Here is a 19588-nt window from a genome sequence, read left to right on the forward strand (position 1 = left end):
ATGGGGGGTGGCGGGCGTGGGTGATCAGCGTTCGAGCATCTGCGCCTGGGCCTCGGTGTGGGTGTCACCGGCGGCGGGCGGCAGGCTGCTGAGCCGGGCGAGCTGCTCGCTGGTGAGCGTGAGGGCGTCGGCGGCGGTGTTCTCCTCGACGCGGTGAACGCGCTTGGTGCCGGGGATCGGGGCGATGTCGTCACCCTGGGCAAGCAGCCAGGCGATGGCCACCTGGGCGGGGGTGGCGTCCGCGTCGTCGGCGATGGCCTGGACCTCGTCGGCGAGTGCCAGGTTGCGCCGGAAGTTCTCGCCGGTGAAGCGCGGGTTGCCATGCCGGAAGTCGCCGGGCTCGAAGTCGGCCTCGGAGCGGAGGGTGCCGGTGAGGAAGCCGTGGCCGAGCGGGGAGAACGGCACGAGGCCGATGCCCAGCTCGCGCAGGACCGGCAGGATGCGGTCCTCGATGCCGCGCGTCCACAGCGAGTACTCGGACTGCACGGCCGTGACGGGCTGGACGGCGTGGGCGCGGCGGATGGTGTCGGGGCCGGCCTCGGACAGGCCGAAGTGCAGCACCTTGCCCTCGGCGATCAGCTCGGCCACGGCGCCCGCGGTGTCCTCGATCGGTGTGTTCGGGTCGACCCGGTGCTGGTAGTACAGGTCGATGTGATCGGTACCGAGCCGCTTCAACGAGCCCTCGACGGCGGTACGGATGTTGGCCGGGCTGCTGTCGAGGTTCCAGACACCGGCTCCCGCGTGGGAGACCATGCCGAACTTCGTCGCGAGGACCACTTGGTCGCGCTTGGCTTTCAGCGCGCGGCCCAGCAGCTCCTCGTTCACGTACGGACCGTAGATCTCCGCGGTGTCGATGAACGTGACGCCCAGTTCCAGCGCCCGGTGCACGGTCCTGATCGACTCCGCGTCGTCGGTGCCGGAGCCGGTGTAGCCGTGGGACATCCCCATCGCGCCCAGGCCGATCCGCGAAACCTCCAGGTCACGCAGGTTGATGTACCGCATCTCGCCCTCTTTCGATCCATGGTGTGCCCGGCACTCTCACTCTCGTGCGCCCCGCAAGATCGCGCCCGTGGTGGCGGAGCCCGAGGTCGGGGTGCCGGTGTCTTGCTCCTTCACCTTCGCCGGGATCGCACCCATGCGGCAGGGCGGGCTCTTCAGGGGTAACGACAGGGCCCCCCTCGGCCCTGCGCGGCGGGTGCCCGGCGGGTGAGACTGGAGCCATGGCATCGACAAGCGCGCACAGCGAGGGCGCCGAGCTGGGCCGCTACCTGCGCGCCCGTCGCACTCAGACGAGCCCCGAACACGTCGGCCTCACCGTCGGCGCCGGCATCCGCCGCACCCCCGGCCTGCGCCGCGAGGAACTGGCCACCCTCGCCGGGATCAGCATCGACTATTACGTTCGCCTGGAGCGCGGCAAGGAGACCCGCCCCAGCCCGGCCGTCCTCGACTCCCTGGCCCGCGCCCTGCGCATGGACGACCAGGAGCACCAGCACCTGCGCGAGCTCGCCGCCCGCGCCGCCCGCTACGTCTCCGAGCCACCGCCCGCGCCCAGCCGCGCCGTGCGCCCCCACCTCAAGCTGCTCCTCGAATCGCTGCGACCGAACCCCGCGTACGTCATCAGCCGGAGCATGGACGTGCTCGCCTGGAACCCCGGCGGCCTCGCCCTGTACGCGGGCCTCGACGACTGGCCGGTCAAGCAGCGCAACCTCGCCCGCTACCTGTTCCTGCACCCCGCGGCCCGCGATCTCTTCACCGACTGGGACCGGCAGATCACGGCCTGCGTCGCGCGCCTGCGCGCCATGGCCGGCACCGCGCCCGACGCCCCCGACCTCACCCACCTCGTCGGCGAACTCCTCCTCAAGAGCCCCGACTTCGCGGGACTGTGGGAACGCTACGAGGTGACCGGGCGCAAGCCGGCGCACAAGACGTTCCAGCACCCCCAGGTCGGAACCGTCACCCTCACCTCGCAGTCCCTGCACGTCGAAGGCACCCCGGGCCAACGCATCGGGGTCTACACCGCAGAACCCGGCACCGCCGACCACGACGCCCTGCTCCTGCTCGACATGACTGCGCCGGCTGCCTCGACGCGCAGCACATCACCCGCCACGACACCCCATGAGGACACGGCTCCTACGACGCCGTCGCCGGAGCGCGGACGGCACTGACGCTCCCTCGGCATCAAGGACGGGTGTGCTCCGCTCCGAGGCGTCGTCGGAGCAGTGCGGTGAGGCCCAGGCCGGCCAGGGTGATGACACCGGCGGTGAGCATGGCGGCGTGCAGTCCCCCGAGGGTCGCCGTGGTCTCGCCTGTGCTGCCGTTCAGTGCGGCGGTACGGGCGGTGGCGACGGCCGAGAGGCCGGCGACGCCGATGGCCCCGACGAACTGCGGCATCTGGGCGAGGCTGCCCGCCACACCTTGGTCCTCGTCGGGCAGGCCCGAGGTCAGGGTGGTGATGAAGGCGACGACGGTCAGTACGTGGCCGAGGCCCATCGCGCCGGAAGTGACCAGCAGCAGTGGCAGGTTGCCCTCGGCGGGCAGCCAGACCATTGCAGCGGTGCCGACGCCCTGGACGGTCAGGCCCGTCACGAGTGCCGGTACGGTGCCGCGCGCGCCGATCAGGCGGGAGGCCAGGGTGCCGGCGAGCAGGGCCGCCGCGCCCTCGGCCAGGAAACCGAAGCCGGTGCGCAACGGCGACCAGCCCAGCACGTCCTGCATGTACAGGCTCAGCAGCAGGGTGGTGCCGCCGCACATGCCGAAGGTGATCAGCCCGATGAGGCTGCTCCACTTGACGCTTGGCCGGTTCAGCAGGCGCAGCGGCACCAGCGGGGAGTGGTGCCGGGCCTCAGCCGCCAGGAATCCGCCCAGCAGGGCGACGGCGGCCACGAAGGCGCCCAGGGTCGACGGCGCCGACCAGCCGGCGTCCGCGCCGGTGGAGACGGCGTACACCAGGGCGAACAGGCCGCCGCTGGCCAGCAGGGCGCCGGGTACGTCCAGGCTGGAGGCGGTGCGGCCGCCCACGCGAGGGAGCGTGCCGAGTCCGCCGGTGAGGATGAGTGCGCCCATCGCCACGAGCAGCAGCATGGTCCAGCGCCAGTTCAGGCCGCTGACGATGACGCCGCCGCCGATGGTGCCGATCACGAAACCCAGGGACAGCAGCGCTCCGTTGATGCTCAACGCCTTGGTGCGCCGCGGCCCTTCCGGGAAGACGGTGGTCATGAGCGCCATCGCGGTGGCCCCGATGGCGGCGGCCGCGATGCCCTGTCCGGCACGGGCCGCGATGAGGAGGCCGGGTGAGGTCGCCAGTCCCGCGAGCAAGGACAGCGCGGTGAAGGCGCCGACGCCCATCAGGAACAGCCTTCGGCGGCCGGTCAGGTCCGACAGCCGGCCGCACAGCGGCAGCAGCGCTGCCGTGGGCAGCACGCAGGCCGTCGCCACCCACTGCAGCGAACTGGTCGAGGCGAAGCCGAGATCTTCTCCGATCTCCGGCAGCGCCACCATGATGATCGAGTAGTCGAGGCCGGTCATGAACGTGGCGCCGCACAAGGTCAGCAGGGTCAACCAGCCGCGTACGCCGAGAGGTTGGGCGGCGGGGGGCCGTGTTTCCCCGCCGGGGAGGGAAGTTGCGATGTCGGTCATGGGGGATGTCTCTCTCGAGAGAAGGCGGAACGTGCCGGTTGCCACCATGGGGCACCCTCTTGACCTGGAGCAACGGCCGATTCAGCAGCAGTCGCTTACCCGGGCTAAGCAATCGGGGTAGCGTGACCAGGATGGAGCGGCACGAGATCGAGACCTTCCTGACGCTGGCCCGGGAACTGCACTTCCGCCGCACCGCGGAGGTGCTGCACCTCAGCAGCGGTCGCGTCAGCCAGACCATCGCCAAGCTGGAACGGCGTTTCGGTGCCCCGCTGTTCGCCCGGACCAGCCGCCGCGTGGCGCTCACGCCGCTCGGCGAACAACTCCGCGACGACCTCGCGCCCGCCCATCAGCAGGTGCTGCGCGCCGTCGCCCGGGCCACCTCCGTCGGGCACGGCATGACCGGCGTGCTGCACATCGGTTACTCGAGCCCGATGGCCGCGGAGTTCATCCTCAAGGCCGCGGAGGTGTTCACCGACCGCAACCCCGAGAGCGATGTCCGGATCCGGGAGATCCAGCTCACCGACCCCTTCACCCCCCTCCGCGCCAAGCAGGTGCAGCTTCAGCTCACCGAGCTGCCTGTGGACGAACCCGATCTCACCGTCGGGCCCGTCGTCTTGCGCGAGCGACGCGTGCTCATCGTCCCGAACACCCACCCGCTCGCCGCGCGGACCCGGGTGTCCCTCGAAGACCTCGCCGAGACCACCCTGCTGCCCGTGTCCGGACCCGTTCCGCAGTACTTCCTGGACCACCACTACCCGCACCGGACCCCCGCCGACAGGCCCATCCCCCACGGCCCCGCCGCCACCCAATGGCAAGAACTCCTCCCCCGGGTCGGCGCCGGTCAAGGCGTCACCGTCAGCAGCCGGAGCACGGAGCCGTACTTCGGCCGACCCGACACCACGTGGATCCCCTTCCACGACGCGCCACCTGTGGAGTACGGACTGATCTGGCCAACGGGCGCCGAAACAGCCCAAGTCGGAGCCTTCGCCCAAGTGGCCGCCGATCTCGCCGATCTCGCCGATCTCGCCGATCTCGCCGAGAAAAGATGTACTTGAGTCTCCAGCAAGGGGAGACACGAGGGTGGGGGCATGGAAGGCGACGGACTCTTCACGATCGGGGCGCTTGCCCGCAGGACCGGACTGACGGTCAAAACCATTCGCTTCTACTCCGACAGCGGGATCGTGCCGTCGACCGACCGCAGCCCGGCAGGCTACCGGCTCTACGACATCCACGCGCTCACGCGGCTGGATCTGGTGCGCACCCTTCGCGACCTGGGCCTCGAACTCGCCGCCATCCGGCGGGTTCTGGACCGGGAGATCTCGGTGCCCGAGATCGCGGCGACCCACGCCGACGCACTGGACGTACAGATCCGCACCCTCCGTACGCGGCGCGCGGTGCTCCGGGCGGTGGCCGAACGGGGCTCTACTCCCGAGGAGATGGACCTCATGCACAAACTCGCGAAACTCTCGGAAGACGAGCGCAGACGCCTCGTCACCGACTTCATCGACGACACCTTCGGCGGCCTCGAAGCCAATCCCGAGTTCGTGGCCATGATGCGCTCGGCCATGCCCGAGCTGCCGGACGACCCCGAACCCGAGCAGGTCGAGGCCTGGGCGGAACTCGCCGAGCTCACCCAGGACCCCGACTTCCGTGCCGCCGTGCGGCGGATGGCCGAGTACCAGGCGCACGAGCGCGCCCAGGGCGACACCACCGGCCTCCACCACGACTTGACCGAAGCCGTCCGCGACCGGGTCGGCCACGCCCTCGCCTCCGGCATCGCCCCGGCCTCCCCCGAAGCCGCGACCGTCGTCGACGAGCTGACCGCCCGCTACGCCGAGACCTTCGGCCGCGCGGACGACGCGGACCTGCGGACCTGGTTGCTGACGCGCCTGGAGACGGCCGGCGACCCCCGCGCGGAGCGCTATTGGCACCTCCTGTCCGTGATCAACGCATGGCCGGTCCCGCCGAGCCTGGCACCGGTGTTCGATTGGTTCGCCGGGGCCCTGCGCGCGAGCACTGGCAGCAGGTCCACCGCCAGGTAGGCCCTTGCTCGGCCAGGCGTCCCTGCGTCAGCCGACCGTCACCGTCCGGCGCGCGGTGACATCCCGCGACGAACGCGCCGCGGCGAACGTGTAGGAGCCGGGGACGAGAGTCCACTGGCCGGACTTCCATACCCGCAACTCGCTTACGGGTATGGAGAGTTCGAGTCGCGTGGAATTCCTGGCGGGCAGGGACACCTTGCGGAAGGCGACGAGGCGGCGCGGTTCGGCGGCCGCCGTGTCCGGCAGGGTCACGTAGAGCTGGACGACGTCCGTGCCCGCGCGGGTACCGGTGTTGGTGACAGTGACGGAGACGGTCACCTTCTTCGCGGCGGCATCGTAGGCCGCTTCGAGGGAGCCGTGGGCGAAGGTGGTGTACGACAGGCCGTGACCGAAGGGGAAGCGGGGGCGCTGCCCCTTGCTGTCGTAGTAGCGGTAGCCGACGTTGATACCTTCGTCGTACGTGACCGTACCGTTCGCTCCGGGATAGGTGGCAGTCGTGGCACCGGGGCCCTGACCGGCATCGGCCGGGAAGGTGACGGGGAGGCGGCCGCCCGGGTCGGTGTCGCCGAAGAGGACCGAGGCGAGCGCGGTGCCCATGCCCCGGCCTCCGTACCAGACCTGGACGATGGCCCCTACGTCGTTCTGCCAGGGCATGGCGATCGGGCCGTCGGTGTTGAGGACGACGACGGTACGCGGATTCGCCGCGGCGACGGCCGTGATGAGTCGGTCCTGGTCGCCGGGCAGGCCGAATTCCAGGTGGTCCATGTCCTCGCCGGCGACGCGGTTGACGAAGACGACCGCGGCGTCGGCGGCGCGCGCCGCCTCGACCGCCGCGGGGATCTGCGACTCGGGCTGCCAGCCGAGGGTGAGGCCACAAGTGCCGGTGTCCGCACCGGAGTTGGTGTAGGCCAGCTCGACGGTGACGGGTCGACCGGCGGTCAGCTCCGCCGTGCCCTGCAGCGGATAGTCGTAGGGGCCGAGGAAGAAGCGGCGGCTGTGGCGGGTGCCGGAGACGACGGTGGTGCCGTTGAGCTTCAGCGATGCGGTTCCCGCGGGCAGGAGTGAGAAGCGGTGCAGGCCGGTGGTGGTCGGCACGAGGGTGCCGGTCCAGGTCGCCGACCATACGTCGGGCAGTCCGTCCACGGGGGCGGTCGTGAAGTCGACCGTCGGGTCCGTGCGGGTGGTGAGCGGGGTGCCGGTGGCGTCGGCGCCCTTGTAGTAGGTGCCGGTCAGGCCGGGGGCGCCCGATGTGGTGCGCAGTGCGGACGACGGGGCCGTGGTCAACGGCACGTCGCCCTTGGTGCCTTGGGCGTGTGTCACCTTCATCGTGGCGCCGGCCCGTGCGCGGATCGCCTTCAGTGGGGTGGCCCATGTGCCGGGGTCCACGTACGTCGAGCCGGACACGCCCGTGAAGGTGTCGGTGTCTGCCGGGCCGATGACGGCCAGGGACTTCACCGTCGAGGGCAGGGGCAGCGTGGCGGAGCGGTTGGTCAGGAGCACGGTGGAGGCGATCGCCGTCTCGTGGGCGAGGTCCTGGTGTGCGTCCGTGCTCACGTCGTCCGCGGGCTCGGGCAACGGGTGGTCGAAGAGGCCCGTCGCGTACATCGTGAGCAGGATTCGGCGCGTCGCGTCGGTCAGCCGGTCGGCGGGGATCGCGCCGCCGGTGAGGTCGCCGGCCTTGAGTTTCACTCCGTCGGGGCCGAGGCCCGCGAGGTCCATCCCGGCCCGGGCCGCGGTCACTTGGTCGTCTCCGGCCCAGAAGTCGGGCACGGTGTAGCCCTGGAGGCCGATGCCCTTCTTCAGGTCGTCGAAGAGGGCCGGGCTCTGCGTCGCGAAGACCCCGTTGATCTTGGGGTAGGCCAGCATGACCGAGGTGGTCGGGGAGGCCGCGACGATGCGCCGGAACGGTGCCTGGTAGATCTCGTGCAGGGCCCGGTCGGAGACCTTGGTGTCGGTGAAGAAGCGGTTGGCCTCCTGGGTGTAGGCGGCGAAGTGCTTCACGGTGGCGGCCACGTTCCGGCTCTGCATGCCGACGGTGACGGCCGCGCCCAGCTCGCCCGCGAGCAGCGGGTCCTCGCCCATGCTCTCGGCCTGTCGGCCGAAGTGCCAGGTCCGGCTGATGTCGACGGTGGGGCCGAGGAGGTTGTTGTAGCCCTTGGCGCGGCCCTCCGCGCCGATGGCGGCGCCGAGCCGGTTCACCAGTTCCTTGTCGAACGTGGCGGCTTGGGCCAGCGGTACGGGAAAGGCCGTGACACCTTTCTCGCCGCGCAGGCCTGCCGATGCGTCGACCATGGTGAGGGCCGGTATGCCCAGGTGGGTGAGGGCGGCGAAGTCGCAGCGTACGAGCGACTCCTTCTCGGCCGCCGTCATCCGGGCGACCATCGCGTCGGCGCGCTGTGCCGGGGTGGTGCCGTCGGCGGCGAACGCGTCGGTCAGGACCGGGGCGAGGCCCGCGGACAGGGCGGTGAGGGTTGCGGCGCCGAGGAACGTTCGTCTGTTCATAGCGGCTCTCCGAACGGGTTGGGCGGTCGCGAGCAGGTGCGTCACGCCGCGGTGGAGATGAGTGCGGTGGTGTCGAGGGTGTGCTCCCCCGGACCGAGCGCGACGGGCGCGCATCCGGGGAGTTCGGCGGTGGCGGTGCAGCCTTCGGGCACGGCGATACGCGCCGTCATGCCGCCCTCGGTCGCCTCCCAGTCCAGCGACGCCGCCCCGTACGGCGTCTCGTGGCGGGTGCGGGCCCACGTGATACCGCCGCCGGGGCGCGGCCGGAACGTCAACTCCCGGTAGCCGGGCGCAGTTTGGGCGATGCCGCCGACGACCCGGTGCAGCCAGTCGGCGACGACCCCGAGGGCGTAGTGGTTGAAGGAGGTCATGCCGCCGGGATTGAGGGTGCCGTCCGGGCGGAGGCTGTCCCAGCGTTCCCAGACGGTGGTGGCGCCCATCGTGACGGGGTACAGCCAGGACGGGCATTCGGTCTGGGTCAGCAGGCGGTAGGCGACGTCGACATGGCCGGTGTCGGTGAGCGCGTCGCAGATCAGCGGGGTGCCGACGAAGCCGGTGGCGATGCGCCCCTCGTCGGCGAGGACGAGTGCGGCGAGGCGGTCACCGGCGGGGCCGCGCCGCTCCTCGTCCAGGAGGTCGAAGGCAAGGGCGACGGCGTACGCGGTGGGGGTGTCGCTGGTCATCCGGCCGGTGGGCAGAACGTAGCGGCGGCGGAAGGCCGCGGTGACCTCGTCGGCGAGGACCGCGTACCGTGCGGCATCCGCCTCCTTCCCCAACTCGGCTGCAGAGAGGGCCAGATGGCGGGTGGAGTGGGCGAAGTAGGCGGTGGCGACGAGGTAGCGGTTGGTGCGCGAGGCCGCAGGGTCGTCCGGTGGCGCGGCGGGGTCGAGCCAGTCCCCCAGCTGGAAGCCGCTGTTCCACAGCCGGTCGGGCCCGGCGAGGCGTTCCATCAGGTCGACCCACGCCTTGCCCGTCGGATAGTGCCGGCGCAGCAGTTCGCGGTCGCCGAAGCGCTGATAGAGCACCCAGGGGGTGAGGGCGGCGACGTCGCCCCAGGCGGCGCCGGGCCGGATCGGTGTCCACATCGGGCCGCCGGGGATGACGGGCACGTACCAGGGGACGGTGCCGTCGGGGAGCTGTTCCAGGCCGACGTCGGTGAGCCAGGAGTCGAGCATGCCCACGCAGTCGTAGAGGTAGCTGGCGGTGGGGGCGAAGACCTGGATGTCTCCGGTCCAGCCGAGGCGTTCGTCGCGTTGTGGGCAGTCGGTGGGCAGGTCGACGAAGTTGCCGCGCATGCTCCACACGACGTTCTCGTGGAGCCGGTTGACCAGTGGGTCGCTGCACTCGAACCAGCCGGTGCGCCGCATGTCGGTGTGGTGGACGCGGGCGGTCACCATGTCGGGCGTCAACTCGCCCGGCCAGCCGGTGATTTCGGCGTACCGGAAGCCGTGCAGGGTGAAGCGGGGTTCCCAGGTGAGCGGTCCTTCGCCGGACAGGATGAGGGTGTCGGTGGAGTGCGCCTCGCGCAGCGGGCGGGTCGCCAGTTCGCCGTCCTGAAGGATCTCGGCGTGCCGGAGCGTGATGGTGGTTCCGGGCGGACCGTCGGCCGTCACACGGAGGCGGCCGACCAGGTTCTGCCCGAAGTCGAGGAGGTGGCGACCGTCGGGGGTCGTGGTGACGGTGACAGGGGTGAGCTCCTCGGTGCAGGTGACCGGGGGGCCGAGGGGGGCGACGAGGGTGCGCGGGTCGCGTTCGCCGGTGCGTACCGGTGTCCAGGTGCCGGTGCGCGCTCCCGCCGGGGTGGACCAACTCGACTGGTGCAGGCGGGCGTCGAAGGTCTCCCCTTCGTACAGGCCGCTGGTGAGGATCGGTCCGGTGGCCGCGAGCCATGTGTCGTCAGTGGCGATGACGGTCGTGGTCCCGTCGACGTAGGTAACTTCCAGTTGGGCGATGAGTGACTGGTCGGTGCCGTAGATGTTGCGGGTGCCGCCGTCGAAGCCGTACTTGCCCCGGTACCAGCCGTCGCCAAGCCAGGTGCCGATGGTGTTGGCGCCTTCGGTGAGGTGGTCGGTGACGTCGTGGGTGCGGTAGCGCAGGCGGTGCGGGTAGACGGTCCAGCCGGGCGCGAGGGCCTCGTCGCCGACGCGTCGCCCGTTGATCTCCGCCTCGTACAGGCCGTGCGCGGTGACGTAGAGGCGGGCGCGGGCGATGGGGCGGGCCAGGGTGAAGTCCCGCCGGACCAGGGCTGGTTGGCGATCCCCGTCCGGGTCTTCGGTCCAGGCGGCGGCGACCGGCACGGCCCGCCAGTCCGTGGGGTCGAGCAGGCCGGCCTCCACGGGGCGCTCCTCGCTCCAGGCCGAGGGCCCATCATGACCGGAAGTCCAGACCCGGACTCGTACGCCGACGCGTTCGCGTGAGACCAGCGGCGCGCCCGGCCAGGCCACGAGGACCTGCTCATCACTGTCGATGCGGCCGGTATTCAACTGGGCTCGATTGCCCGTGAGTTGAAGTTCATAGGCGGTCTGGCGGGTCGACCCGGGGGCCAGGGTCCAGGACAGGCGGGGCGTGGCGGTGCCGATGCCGAGGCCGTCCGGGAGGTGTTCGAAGGACACCGGTGAGGGCGGTGAGGGCAGCAAGGGAGGAACCTTTCGTTCACGTGCGCGGGAGCAACGGGCCTGCGGGGGTCAGCCCTTGAGTGCTCCCGAGGTGAGGCCCTTCATTACCTTCTGGTTGAGGAAGAGGTAGATCAGGAGGGTGCCGAAGACGTTGATGCAGATCGCGGCGAACAGCGGGCCGTACTGGGTGGCGCCGAAGTCGCCGGTGAAGTTGAGCAGCCCGACCTGGATGGTGCGCAGGTCCTGGTTGTTGGTGAACGTCAGCGCGATCAGCAGGTCGTTCCAGATGAAGAAGAACTGCACGAGGCCGACGGTGAGCAGGGCGTTGCGCACCATCGGCACGCTGATCGTCCAGAAGGCGCGCAGGATGCCCGCGCCGTCGATGGTGGCCGCCTCGAAGAGTTCGCGTGGGACGGTGCGGTAGTAGGTCGCCATCATGAAGACGGTCAGCGGCAGGCCCGTCCCGGTGTACGTGAGGATCAGCGGCCACAGTGTGCCGGACAGACCGGTCTGGAAGTACACGGTGAACAGCGGCAGCAGGATCATCTGCGGCGGCACCATCATGCCCGCGAGGAAGACGAGGAGGGTCAGGCTGCGGCCCTTCCACACCATGACCTGGAGAGCAAAACCGGCGGCCGTGCCGAGGAGCAGGATCAGGGCGAGGGCGGGCAGGACGGCGAGCAGGCTGTTCTGGACGTACAGGCCGATGTTCCCGGTGGTCCACGCCTCGGTGTAGTTGCCCCACTGCCAGGTGGTGGGCAGGCTCCAGGTGGAGTTGTTCAGGTAGTCGCTGTTGGACTTCAGGGATGTCAGGAACATCCAGATCAGCGGGTAGATCTCCACGACGAGCAGCACGCCGATGACGAGCTTCACCCACCAGCGGCGGGCGGGATTGCGGACAGCCATGGCTCAGCCCTCCGTGAGGTCGCGCCGCGAGACGCGGTAGACGACCAGGCTCACCAGCAGACATACCACGGTCAGCAGCAGGGCGATCGTGCTGCCGTAGCCGTACTCGCTGTAGGTGAACGACGTCTGGAACATGTACAGGGTCAGCGGGGTCGTGCCGTCACCGGGCCCACCGTTGGTCAGGGCGACGATGGAGTCGAAGACCTTGAGCGTGCCGTTGATGCTGAAGATCAGCGAGGACATCAGCACCGGCAGGGACAGTGGCAGCACGATGTGCCGCACCAGGCGCAGTCCGGTGGCGCCGTCGAGGCGGGCGGACTCCAGGGTCTCCTCGGGGATGTCGACGAGGCCGGCGAAGAGGAGGACGGCGTAGAAGCCCATGGAGCGCCAGATGTCCATGACGATCAGGACCCAGAAGGCGCTGCCGGAGCTGCCGAAGAAGTCGATCGAGTCCAACCCCACCGCGTTCAGAAGGGAGTTGACCGGGCCCGGGTTCGGGGCGACCTGGAAGAAGTTCTTGAACAGCAGGCCGACGGCGACGGTGGGCAGCACCACGGGGAAGAAGACGAGGGTGCGGATCAGGGCCGAGGCGCGCTTGAGGAAGAAGACGTAGAGCAGGGCCAGCAGATAGCCCGCCACGACCTGGCCGACGGTGACGACGGCGGCGTACTTCAGGGTGAACCACAGGGCGTGGTGGACGGCCGGGTCGTCGAGGAGGCGGGTGAAGTTGGCGACGCCGTTGCCGGTGAAGCCGTCGATGCTGTTGCCCTTGGTGAAGGAGTACCCGAACGACCACGCCATCGGGACCAGCATGATCAGTGTGTAGACGAGGAGGGCGGGACCGAGCAGGATCGCGACGGCCCTGCGGTCACCGAGTACGCGGTGCATGGATGGAGTCCACTTCGATTCCGTTGAGGCTTCCGGTGAGGCGTGCCGGGGCGGGCGGTCACTTCGCGGCGAGCGCGTCCTGGACGGTCTGCATGAACTGCTTGGGGCTCATGCTTCCGGTGACGAGGCGTGCCGCGTTGGTCTGGCTGACGGTGGTCGCCTTGGTGCTGAACAGGGCCTCGAACCACAGCACGTTCTGCTTGGAGGCGCTGATGGTGTCCCGGACCTGGGTGGTGACCTGGTTGGCGTCCTTCACCGGGGTGTTCACCTTGAAGCCCGAGATGGTGCCGTGGTCCTTGAGCGCGGTGCTGCCGTAGTTCTTGGCGATGCAGGAGACCCAGTCCCCGGTCTTCTTGTCGAAGGACTTCGCGTTGAGGGCGATACCGAGTCCTACGTTCGAGGGGTACTGGTCGATCGAGCCCTTGCCGCCGGAGACGGCGGGGAACGGCAGGAAGCCGACGTTCTCGGCGCCGACCTTGTTCTGCTTGGGGTCGGAGATGGCGGCCAGCGCCCAGCTGCCCATGTAGAACATGCCGGCCTTGCCGGCCAGGAACTGGTTCATCGCGGTGTCGTAGTCGATGGAGCCGACACCCTTGCCGAAGTAGCCCTTCTTGCCGAGCTCGGCGACTTCCTGGGCGGCCTTCACGTACGCGGGATCGGTCAGCTTCGCCTTGCCATCGGCGACCTTTTGCAGCGCGTCGGGGCCGAGGCTGCGGTAGAGGTAGCCGCTGATGAGACGGGTCAACGGCCAGCCTTGCTGCCCTGAGGCGGCGAACGGCTGGATTCCCTTGGCCTCCAACTTGGCGGCGGCCGAGCGCAGTTCGGCCCAGGTGCCGGGTGTCTCGATGCCGTTCGCCTTGAAGACCTTCTTGTTGTAGAAGATCCCCTCGATGTTGTACTCGTACGGCAGGACGTCCAGCTTGTCGCCGTACAGCGCCTTGATGGTGGAGACGGCGGCCGGCTCCAACTGGTCGTGGACTCCGAGCTTCTTCAGCTCGGTCTCCAGGTCGGCGACCTTGCCGGACTTCGCCAACTGCTGAGTGAGCGCGGGGGCGTTGCCCGCGGCGAACTGGACGGGCAGGGCGTTCTGCCCGGCCAGCAGCTGCAGCTTCTGGTCCAGGCTGCTCTGCGGCACCGTTTCCACCTTCAGCGGCAGAGCCTGCTGGGCGGACTTGCACGATCCCTTGGACAGGGACTTCAGGGCGGTCTTGACGGTGGTGTTCTCGGTGACGCTCAGGTAGTCGAACTCCTTCGGCGCGGCCGAGGAGCCGCCACCGCTGCCGCCGCAGGCGGTCGCGAGCAGGGACATCGAGGCGACACCGGCGGTGAGCAGGCTCAGGCGCATGCGGCGGACAACAGGGGTACGGGAAGACACGGTTCACTCCCAGAAGTCAGTGAATCAGCGAAGCGGAGAGGTAAGGCCAGGTGAGCTCGGGCACGGCACGACGCATGGAGCGGAAGCCGCCCAGCCGTGGCGGAGAGTGTGAAACGTTCCCCATGGCGAGTGGCCATCACCATGCACGCAACTTCCGTACCAGTCAAGACATTCAGCCGTAACGTCGATGCCCCAGGAGGGGGACGCGAGGGATCGAGTGTGGCATTCTGTGAATCGTTACCCTTCACGCCGCGAGATCAGGAGTACTGACGATGAGCGGGGCCGCGACACCCAGGCCGAACAAGCGCGTGACGATCAACGACGTCGCCCGGCACGCCGGGGTGTCCACCACGGCCGTGTCCAAGGTGCTCAACAACGCCTACGGCGTGAGCCCGGGGATGCGGGAGAAGGTGGGCGCGGCGATCGCGGAGCTCGGCTACCGGCCGCACGCGGCGGCCCGTGGCATGCGCGGGCGGACGTACACGATCGGCGTGCTCCTCGACAACGTACGCAACGCCTTCTTCGCCGACATCCTCGACGGCATCCGCGAGGAGCTCGGACCCACCGACTACACCGTGCTGATCGGCGCGGCGGGCTTCGAACCGGACGAACAGGCCCGCGTCATCCGCTCCATGACGGACCGCCAGATGGACGGCCTGATCCTCATCGCGCCCGGCACACCACGCCCCGAGGTCCTCGCCACGGCCGCCGCGACGCCCACGGTCGTCATCGGCCACCACGACGGCGCGGACAGCCACGACACAGTGGCCGACGCCGACGACCTCGGCGCAGGACTCGTCGTCGACCATCTCGTCGCGCTCGGCCACCGGGACATCGCGCTGGTCTCCGCGCCGGGCAACAAGGCCGCGCAGTGGCGGCGCACCCCCGAGATCGCGCTGACCGACGGGTACGGGGAAGCCATGCGGCGGCACGGCCTGGAGCGGCACATCCAGGTCCACCACGCCGCCTACTCCGACGAGGGCGGCTTCAAGGCCGGCCTCACGCTGCTGACGGGCGAGCACCGGCCGACCGCCGTCATGGCGGGCGCGGACGTGGCGGCCCTGGGCCTCTACCGGGCCGCCCATGAACTCGGCCTGCGCATCCCGGACGACGTCTCCCTGGTCGGCTACAACAACACGGCCCTCGCCGCCCTGGCGCCCGTCCAACTGACCAGCGTCGACCAGGCAGGGCAGGAGATGGGAGCGGCCGCCGCGCGGATGCTGATCGAACGCGTGGAGGGGCGGCGGGACCGGGCGCTGCGCACCACGATGACGCCCCGCCTGGTCCTGCGCGCCAGCACGGCCGCGCCTGCGTGAGAAGGGGCGTCACCCCGCGAGGCGGACACGTACCGGGAGGGAGGCCCAGGAGCGCAGGGTGTTGTTGAGGTGGCGGCGTGGCGGGGCCGCGAGTTCCAGGTGTGTCACGCGGTGGGCCAGGGCGGTCAGCAGGCACTCGGCCTCCAGGCGGGCCACGTGCTGGCCGACGCACTGGTGCAGGCCCATGCCGAAGCCGACGTGGCCGGAGGGGTCGCGGGTGAGGTCGAAGCGGTCGGGGTCGGCCCAGCGGCGCGGGTCGCGGTTGGCGGCGCCGAGGAACATGAGGATCTTTCCGCCCTCGGGGACGGTTGCCCCGGCGATCTCGACGTCTGTGGTCGCGGTGCGGAAGAAGGTCTGCACGGGCGACTCCCAGCGCACCGCCTCGTCGAAGGCGACGCGTGCCAACTGCGGGCGCTCGCGCAGCCGTTGCCACTCGTCGGGGTGTGTGGCGAAGGCGTAGAGCGTGGCGGCCAGGCCGTGCACCGTGGTGTCGACGCCCGCCGTGAGCAGGGAGCGCACCACCAGAGGTGCTTGCGCAGGGGTGAGGTCACCGCGGTCGGCGGCGGCCCAGATGCGGGCGCCGAAGCCGTCCTCGCTGAGCGCTTCACGGGCGCACTGGTCGTTCACCCAGGCCGAGAGACCGGCCATCCGGTCCGCGTCGGCGCGCACGAGCTCGTTGCGCGGGCCGAAGGCGTTGAACGCCATGTTGCCGTAGGGCAGCAGGTTCTCCCTGCCGTCGGGTCCCAGGCCTACGGCGTCCGGGAAGACCCGCAGCGGGAAGGCCGTGGCCAGCGCCTCGAAGGCGTCGAACTCCCCTCCCTGGGTGGCCAGTACGGTGTCGACGAGTTCCTCGGCGACGCTCTGCCAGGACTCGCGAAGCCGGCGCAGGGCGAGCGGGGAGAGGATCTCGCTCAGCACCCGGCGCGGGGCGTCGTGGTGGGGCGGGTCGGCCTCCAGAAGGAGGCTCGGCGGGCGCCAGGGCTTCTCGTGGCGGAAGTTGGCGAGGCCGACACCGGCGCCGGACTGGAAGGTCTGCCAGTCGACGAGGGCGGTGTGCACCTCTTCGTAGCGGGCGAGGGCGTGTACGTCGTAGCGGGACAGATGGACGACGGGGCCCGCGGCGCGCAGGTCCCGGTGCAGGGGGCCGGGGTCGGCGAGGTGTTCGGCGGCGAAGGGATCGATGTCGGTGGTCGGCACGGGGGCGGGGGCGGCGGCTGTTGCGGACATGGCGGCTCCATGAATGCGAATCGGTCGGTCGGCCCGGGTGATGGTCAGAGGCCTCAGAGACCTGCAAGGTTTAAGAGATCTCAGAGACCTCAGAGGTCGAGGACGAGCCGGTCCGAGCGCGAGCGGGACACGCAGGGCAACAGGCAGTCCCCCGCCGCGCGTTCGTGCTCGGCCAGGACCGCGTCCCGGTGGTCGGGCGTCCCGGCAAGCACCGGCACCAGGCAGGTACCACAGGTGCCCTGCTCGCAGGAGGACAGCACCTCAACTCCCGCACGGCGTACGGCATGCAGCACGGAGACGCCCGGCGACACGGTGACCGTGCGGCCGCTGCGGCGAAGTTCCACCTCGAAGGGGGTCTGGCGGACGGGCTCGGCCGGGGCGGCGGCGGTGAAGCGTTCCGTGCGCAGGCTGTACGGCGGCCAGTCGGCACAGGCGGACTCGACGGCGGCGAGGAGCGGGGCGGGCCCGCAGCAGTAGACCTTGGTGCCGGGCTCCGGCCGGCCCAGCCAGGTGTCCAGGTCGAGCAGTCCGTACTCGTCCTGGGGGCACAGGTGCACGCGCTCGCCGTACGCGGTCGCGAGGTGGTCGCGGAACGCCATCGACGCCCGGGCGCGGCCCCCGTACAGCAACTGCCAGTCGATGCGCATCAGTTCGGCTTGATGGATCATCGGCAGCAGCGGGGTGATGCCGATTCCGCCCGCGATGAAGAGGTAGCGGTCGGCGGGCGCCAGCGGGAAGTGGTTGTGCGGGCCGCCGACGCCGACCGGGTCGCCGGCCGCCAGGCGGTCGTGCACATACGCCGATCCCCCGCGCCCGGCGGTCTCGCGCAGCACGGCGACGCGGTAGGTGTACGGGTCCCAGCGGTCGCCGCACAGGGAGTACTGGCGGGTCGTCCCGTCCGCCAGCATCAGGTCGACATGGGCCCCGGGGGTCCAGTCCGGGAGCCGGGTGCCGTCCGGGCGCTCCAGCGTGAGGGACACGACGCCGTCCGCGACGGTGTCCTTGGCGCGCACCCGCAGGGTCAGGGCCGGGGTGGGGCGGGCAATCTCAGGCAGCAGGTGGTGTGCGACCACGTCGTCGCCTCCCGTCTGTGGATTGCAGGCAGGATGCGCGTGGCGGCGGTCACACCGCGACGGCCTTCTCATCCAGTGAGAGACGGATTTCGTGCGGCTGTCACCTGGCTGTCGTACGCCCGTCACACGCCGGGCGCGGCGGTCGCCCCGAGCGCGCGTGAGACTCCCCTGGCGGCCGTGCGGACGACGGGCACGACCGCCTGTGCGCTCTGGTCGTTGGGGACGATGACCGAGAGCGCCGCCGTCACCGTGCCGTCGGCGCCGCGCACCGGGGCGGCGATCCCGAGGGCGTCCTCGTGGACGTAGCCGGGGCAGTAGGCGTAGCCCTGCCGGCGCACCTCGGCCAGTACAGCCCGCAGCAGGGCGGGGGTGGCCGGGGTGGCGGTGGTGTAGGCGGCGAGTTCGCCGGCGAGCACACGGTCCTTGAGCGCGGCCGGTCCGTGGGCGAGCAGCACCAGGCCGCTGGAGGAGGCGTGCAGCGGGAGCCGTCCGGCGATGCGGGTGTAGTTGATGACCGAGCGCGGGGCCGAGAGGCGTTCGAGGAACAGCACCTCTTCGCTGTCCAGGACGGCGAGTTGGACGTGGTGGCCGACCACGTCGTGCACGCCCTCCATGAACGGCATCGCGGCGTCGCGCAGGGACAGGGTGGGCGAGGCGCGGACGACGAGCTCCCACAGCCGGACCCCGATCCGTACGCGGCGGTCCTCGTCGCGGCTCAGGAATCCGTGCCCGACCAGTTCGCCCACGAGGCGGGAGGCGGTGGCGACGTGCAGGCCGGTGCGGCGGGCGATCTCGGAGACGGTCAGCGCCGGTTCGTCCTGGCTGAAGGCCCCCAGGATGCGTGCGGCACGGGAGAGGACGGACTCGCGGTGGGGCGGCTTCATCGGGTGGCTCCTTCCGGCTTTCCGGTCACGTGGCTCCTTCCAACCCCCGTGTCATGCAGTGCCGTTGACAGCGGGACCGTCCTGCGACCGGGGCAGCCCGGCGCCGACCCGCGCGGCGGTCTCCCGCAGCCAGATGTGGGCGGCGTCGTGGGTGTGCACGGGATGCCACCACAGCGCCTCCTGCAAGGAGACCGCCTCGTAGGGAGGTTCCATCACCCGGACCGGGGCGATGGGCGCGAGCAGCCGGGCGAGCCGGGCCTGGACGAGGGCGATGCGCCGCGTGCCGGCAACGAGGAGCGGCAGCAGTTGGAAGCTGTCGACGGAGACCTCGACGTGCGGCTCGACGCCGAGCATGCCGAGCTGGCGCACGGCCGGGGCGTCGTAGGTGCGCTGATAGGTGACCCAGGGCAGGTCCGCGAGGTCCTGCCGGGTGATCCGGTCCCCCACACTCGGGTGGTCGTCGGAGACCAGGAAGACCCACCGGTCGTCGTAGAGGTCCGTGGCGGGGAAGTCGCTGATGACACCGTGCGGCATGAGCAGTCCGTCGACGGTGCTGAGCAGCGTCGCCGTGTCCTCGACGACGGTGGACGGGGTCTGCGTGAAGCGCAGCCGGATACCGGGGGCCTCCTCGTGGAGGTGGCGGGCGAGGGCCGTGCCAAACACGGAGACGGCGTAGTCGGAGGCGACGAGCGTGAACTCGCGGTCCTCCCGCGTGGGGTCGAAGGTGGCCTGGCTGGCGAAGAGGCGCTCCAGCACGTCGTAGGCGGTGGAGGTACGGTCGAGCAGCACCTGGCCGAGCGCGGTCAGCTCGTAGTGGCCGCCTACCCGGGCCAGCAGATCGTCGTCGAAGTGGCGGCGCAGCCGGGAGAGCGCGGCGCTCATCGCGGGCTGGCTCAGCCCGACGCGGTGTCCGGCGCGCGTGACGTTGCGCTCTTCCAGCAGGGCCCGCAGGGCGACGACGAGGTTGAGGTCCAGGCGGGCCAGATTCACGGGCTTTCCCTTGCTGTACGGCGTCGGGGTCGGGGTCGGACGGCGCTGACCAGGGAGAATCTACCCGACGGATAGTTCTTATCCACAGAATCTATTTCCCTGATCACCGGTGGCGGGTCCAGATTAGTACCACC

At 70.4% G+C, this 19588-nt stretch carries 15 protein-coding genes; 4 read left to right on the forward strand and 11 right to left on the reverse strand.

Going from position 1 to position 19588, the window contains the following annotated elements:
* Positions 1-24: 24 nt before the first annotated feature.
* A complete protein-coding gene (locus ACOKM3_RS04675; protein WP_426897171.1) occupies positions 25-1002 on the reverse strand; it encodes an aldo/keto reductase in 978 nt (325 codons plus the stop codon).
* Positions 1003-1220: 218 nt separating this feature from the next.
* On the opposite strand from ACOKM3_RS04675, the gene ACOKM3_RS04680 reads away from it, so the two are divergent.
* On the forward strand, positions 1221-2165 hold the full coding sequence (locus ACOKM3_RS04680) for a helix-turn-helix transcriptional regulator (protein WP_426897173.1): 945 nt from the start codon (positions 1221-1223) through the stop codon (positions 2163-2165).
* Between the two features lie 13 nt (positions 2166-2178).
* Here ACOKM3_RS04680 and ACOKM3_RS04685 read toward each other — a convergent pair whose 3' ends face one another.
* Complete coding sequence (locus tag ACOKM3_RS04685) at positions 2179-3636, reverse strand: MFS transporter (RefSeq protein ID WP_426897175.1); 1458 nt, start codon at positions 3634-3636, stop codon at positions 2179-2181.
* A gap of 131 nt (positions 3637-3767) precedes the next feature.
* On the opposite strand from ACOKM3_RS04685, the gene ACOKM3_RS04690 reads away from it, so the two are divergent.
* Complete coding sequence (locus ACOKM3_RS04690; RefSeq protein WP_426897177.1) at positions 3768-4691, forward strand: LysR family transcriptional regulator; 924 nt, start codon at positions 3768-3770, stop codon at positions 4689-4691.
* 33 nt (positions 4692-4724) lie between these two features.
* Complete coding sequence (locus tag ACOKM3_RS04695; protein ID WP_426897179.1) at positions 4725-5678, forward strand: MerR family transcriptional regulator; 954 nt, start codon at positions 4725-4727, stop codon at positions 5676-5678.
* A gap of 27 nt (positions 5679-5705) precedes the next feature.
* On the opposite strand, the gene ACOKM3_RS04700 is transcribed toward ACOKM3_RS04695, so the two are convergent.
* The 5 genes from ACOKM3_RS04700 to ACOKM3_RS04720 are packed head-to-tail and all read right to left on the reverse strand — an operon-like array spanning position 5706 to position 13964.
* Positions 5706-8180, reverse strand: coding sequence for a glycoside hydrolase family 3 protein (locus ACOKM3_RS04700; protein WP_426897181.1), 2475 nt, complete (start codon positions 8178-8180; stop codon positions 5706-5708).
* Positions 8181-8221: 41 nt separating this feature from the next.
* A complete protein-coding gene (locus ACOKM3_RS04705; protein WP_426897183.1) occupies positions 8222-10816 on the reverse strand; it encodes a family 78 glycoside hydrolase catalytic domain in 2595 nt (864 codons plus the stop codon).
* 48 nt (positions 10817-10864) lie between these two features.
* Positions 10865-11701: a carbohydrate ABC transporter permease gene (locus ACOKM3_RS04710; RefSeq protein ID WP_426897185.1), complete on the reverse strand. Its 837-nt coding sequence runs from the start codon at positions 11699-11701 to the stop codon at positions 10865-10867.
* A gap of 3 nt (positions 11702-11704) precedes the next feature.
* Entirely contained in the window at positions 11705-12589 is an 885-nt protein-coding gene (locus ACOKM3_RS04715) for a carbohydrate ABC transporter permease (RefSeq protein ID WP_426897187.1), read from the reverse strand.
* 58 nt (positions 12590-12647) lie between these two features.
* Entirely contained in the window at positions 12648-13964 is a 1317-nt protein-coding gene (locus ACOKM3_RS04720) for an ABC transporter substrate-binding protein (protein WP_426897189.1), read from the reverse strand.
* A gap of 272 nt (positions 13965-14236) precedes the next feature.
* Here ACOKM3_RS04720 and ACOKM3_RS04725 point away from each other — a divergent pair, with 272 nt between their 5' ends.
* On the forward strand, positions 14237-15280 hold the full coding sequence (locus ACOKM3_RS04725; RefSeq protein WP_426897190.1) for a LacI family DNA-binding transcriptional regulator: 1044 nt from the start codon (positions 14237-14239) through the stop codon (positions 15278-15280).
* A gap of 9 nt (positions 15281-15289) precedes the next feature.
* Here ACOKM3_RS04725 and ACOKM3_RS04730 read toward each other — a convergent pair whose 3' ends face one another.
* From ACOKM3_RS04730 to ACOKM3_RS04745, 4 genes are all read right to left on the reverse strand, one after another.
* Positions 15290-16507, reverse strand: a complete 1218-nt coding sequence (locus ACOKM3_RS04730) for a cytochrome P450 (RefSeq protein ID WP_426897192.1) — start codon at positions 16505-16507, stop codon at positions 15290-15292.
* Positions 16508-16596: 89 nt separating this feature from the next.
* Positions 16597-17580 carry a PDR/VanB family oxidoreductase gene (locus ACOKM3_RS04735; protein WP_426897194.1) on the reverse strand — a complete coding sequence of 328 codons (984 nt, stop codon included), beginning with the start codon at positions 17578-17580 and terminating at the stop codon, positions 16597-16599.
* Positions 17581-17702: 122 nt separating this feature from the next.
* Positions 17703-18464, reverse strand: a complete 762-nt coding sequence (locus tag ACOKM3_RS04740) for an IclR family transcriptional regulator (RefSeq protein WP_426897196.1) — start codon at positions 18462-18464, stop codon at positions 17703-17705.
* Between the two features lie 51 nt (positions 18465-18515).
* On the reverse strand, positions 18516-19454 hold the full coding sequence (locus ACOKM3_RS04745) for a LysR family transcriptional regulator (RefSeq protein ID WP_426897198.1): 939 nt from the start codon (positions 19452-19454) through the stop codon (positions 18516-18518).
* Between the last annotated feature and the right edge of the window lie 134 nt (positions 19455-19588).

Source organism: Streptomyces nidicola (genome assembly GCF_050106155.1).
Classification (GTDB): domain Bacteria; phylum Actinomycetota; class Actinomycetes; order Streptomycetales; family Streptomycetaceae; genus Streptomyces.

What these genes read in the sequence shown, in the direction of transcription:
- ACOKM3_RS04675 (WP_426897171.1), bottom strand. Translation starts at nt 1,002, where the DNA reads ATGCGGTACATCAACCTGCGTGACCTGGAGGTTTCGCGGATCGGCCTG.
- ACOKM3_RS04680 (WP_426897173.1), top strand. Translation starts at nt 1,221, where the DNA reads ATGGCATCGACAAGCGCGCACAGCGAGGGCGCCGAGCTGGGCCGCTAC.
- ACOKM3_RS04685 (WP_426897175.1), bottom strand. Translation starts at nt 3,636, where the DNA reads ATGACCGACATCGCAACTTCCCTCCCCGGCGGGGAAACACGGCCCCCC.
- ACOKM3_RS04690 (WP_426897177.1), top strand. Translation starts at nt 3,768, where the DNA reads ATGGAGCGGCACGAGATCGAGACCTTCCTGACGCTGGCCCGGGAACTG.
- ACOKM3_RS04695 (WP_426897179.1), top strand. Translation starts at nt 4,725, where the DNA reads ATGGAAGGCGACGGACTCTTCACGATCGGGGCGCTTGCCCGCAGGACC.
- ACOKM3_RS04700 (WP_426897181.1), bottom strand. Translation starts at nt 8,180, where the DNA reads ATGAACAGACGAACGTTCCTCGGCGCCGCAACCCTCACCGCCCTGTCC.
- ACOKM3_RS04710 (WP_426897185.1), bottom strand. Translation starts at nt 11,701, where the DNA reads ATGGCTGTCCGCAATCCCGCCCGCCGCTGGTGGGTGAAGCTCGTCATC.
- ACOKM3_RS04715 (WP_426897187.1), bottom strand. Translation starts at nt 12,589, where the DNA reads ATGCACCGCGTACTCGGTGACCGCAGGGCCGTCGCGATCCTGCTCGGT.
- ACOKM3_RS04725 (WP_426897190.1), top strand. Translation starts at nt 14,237, where the DNA reads ATGAGCGGGGCCGCGACACCCAGGCCGAACAAGCGCGTGACGATCAAC.
- ACOKM3_RS04730 (WP_426897192.1), bottom strand. Translation starts at nt 16,507, where the DNA reads ATGTCCGCAACAGCCGCCGCCCCCGCCCCCGTGCCGACCACCGACATC.
- ACOKM3_RS04740 (WP_426897196.1), bottom strand. Translation starts at nt 18,464, where the DNA reads ATGAAGCCGCCCCACCGCGAGTCCGTCCTCTCCCGTGCCGCACGCATC.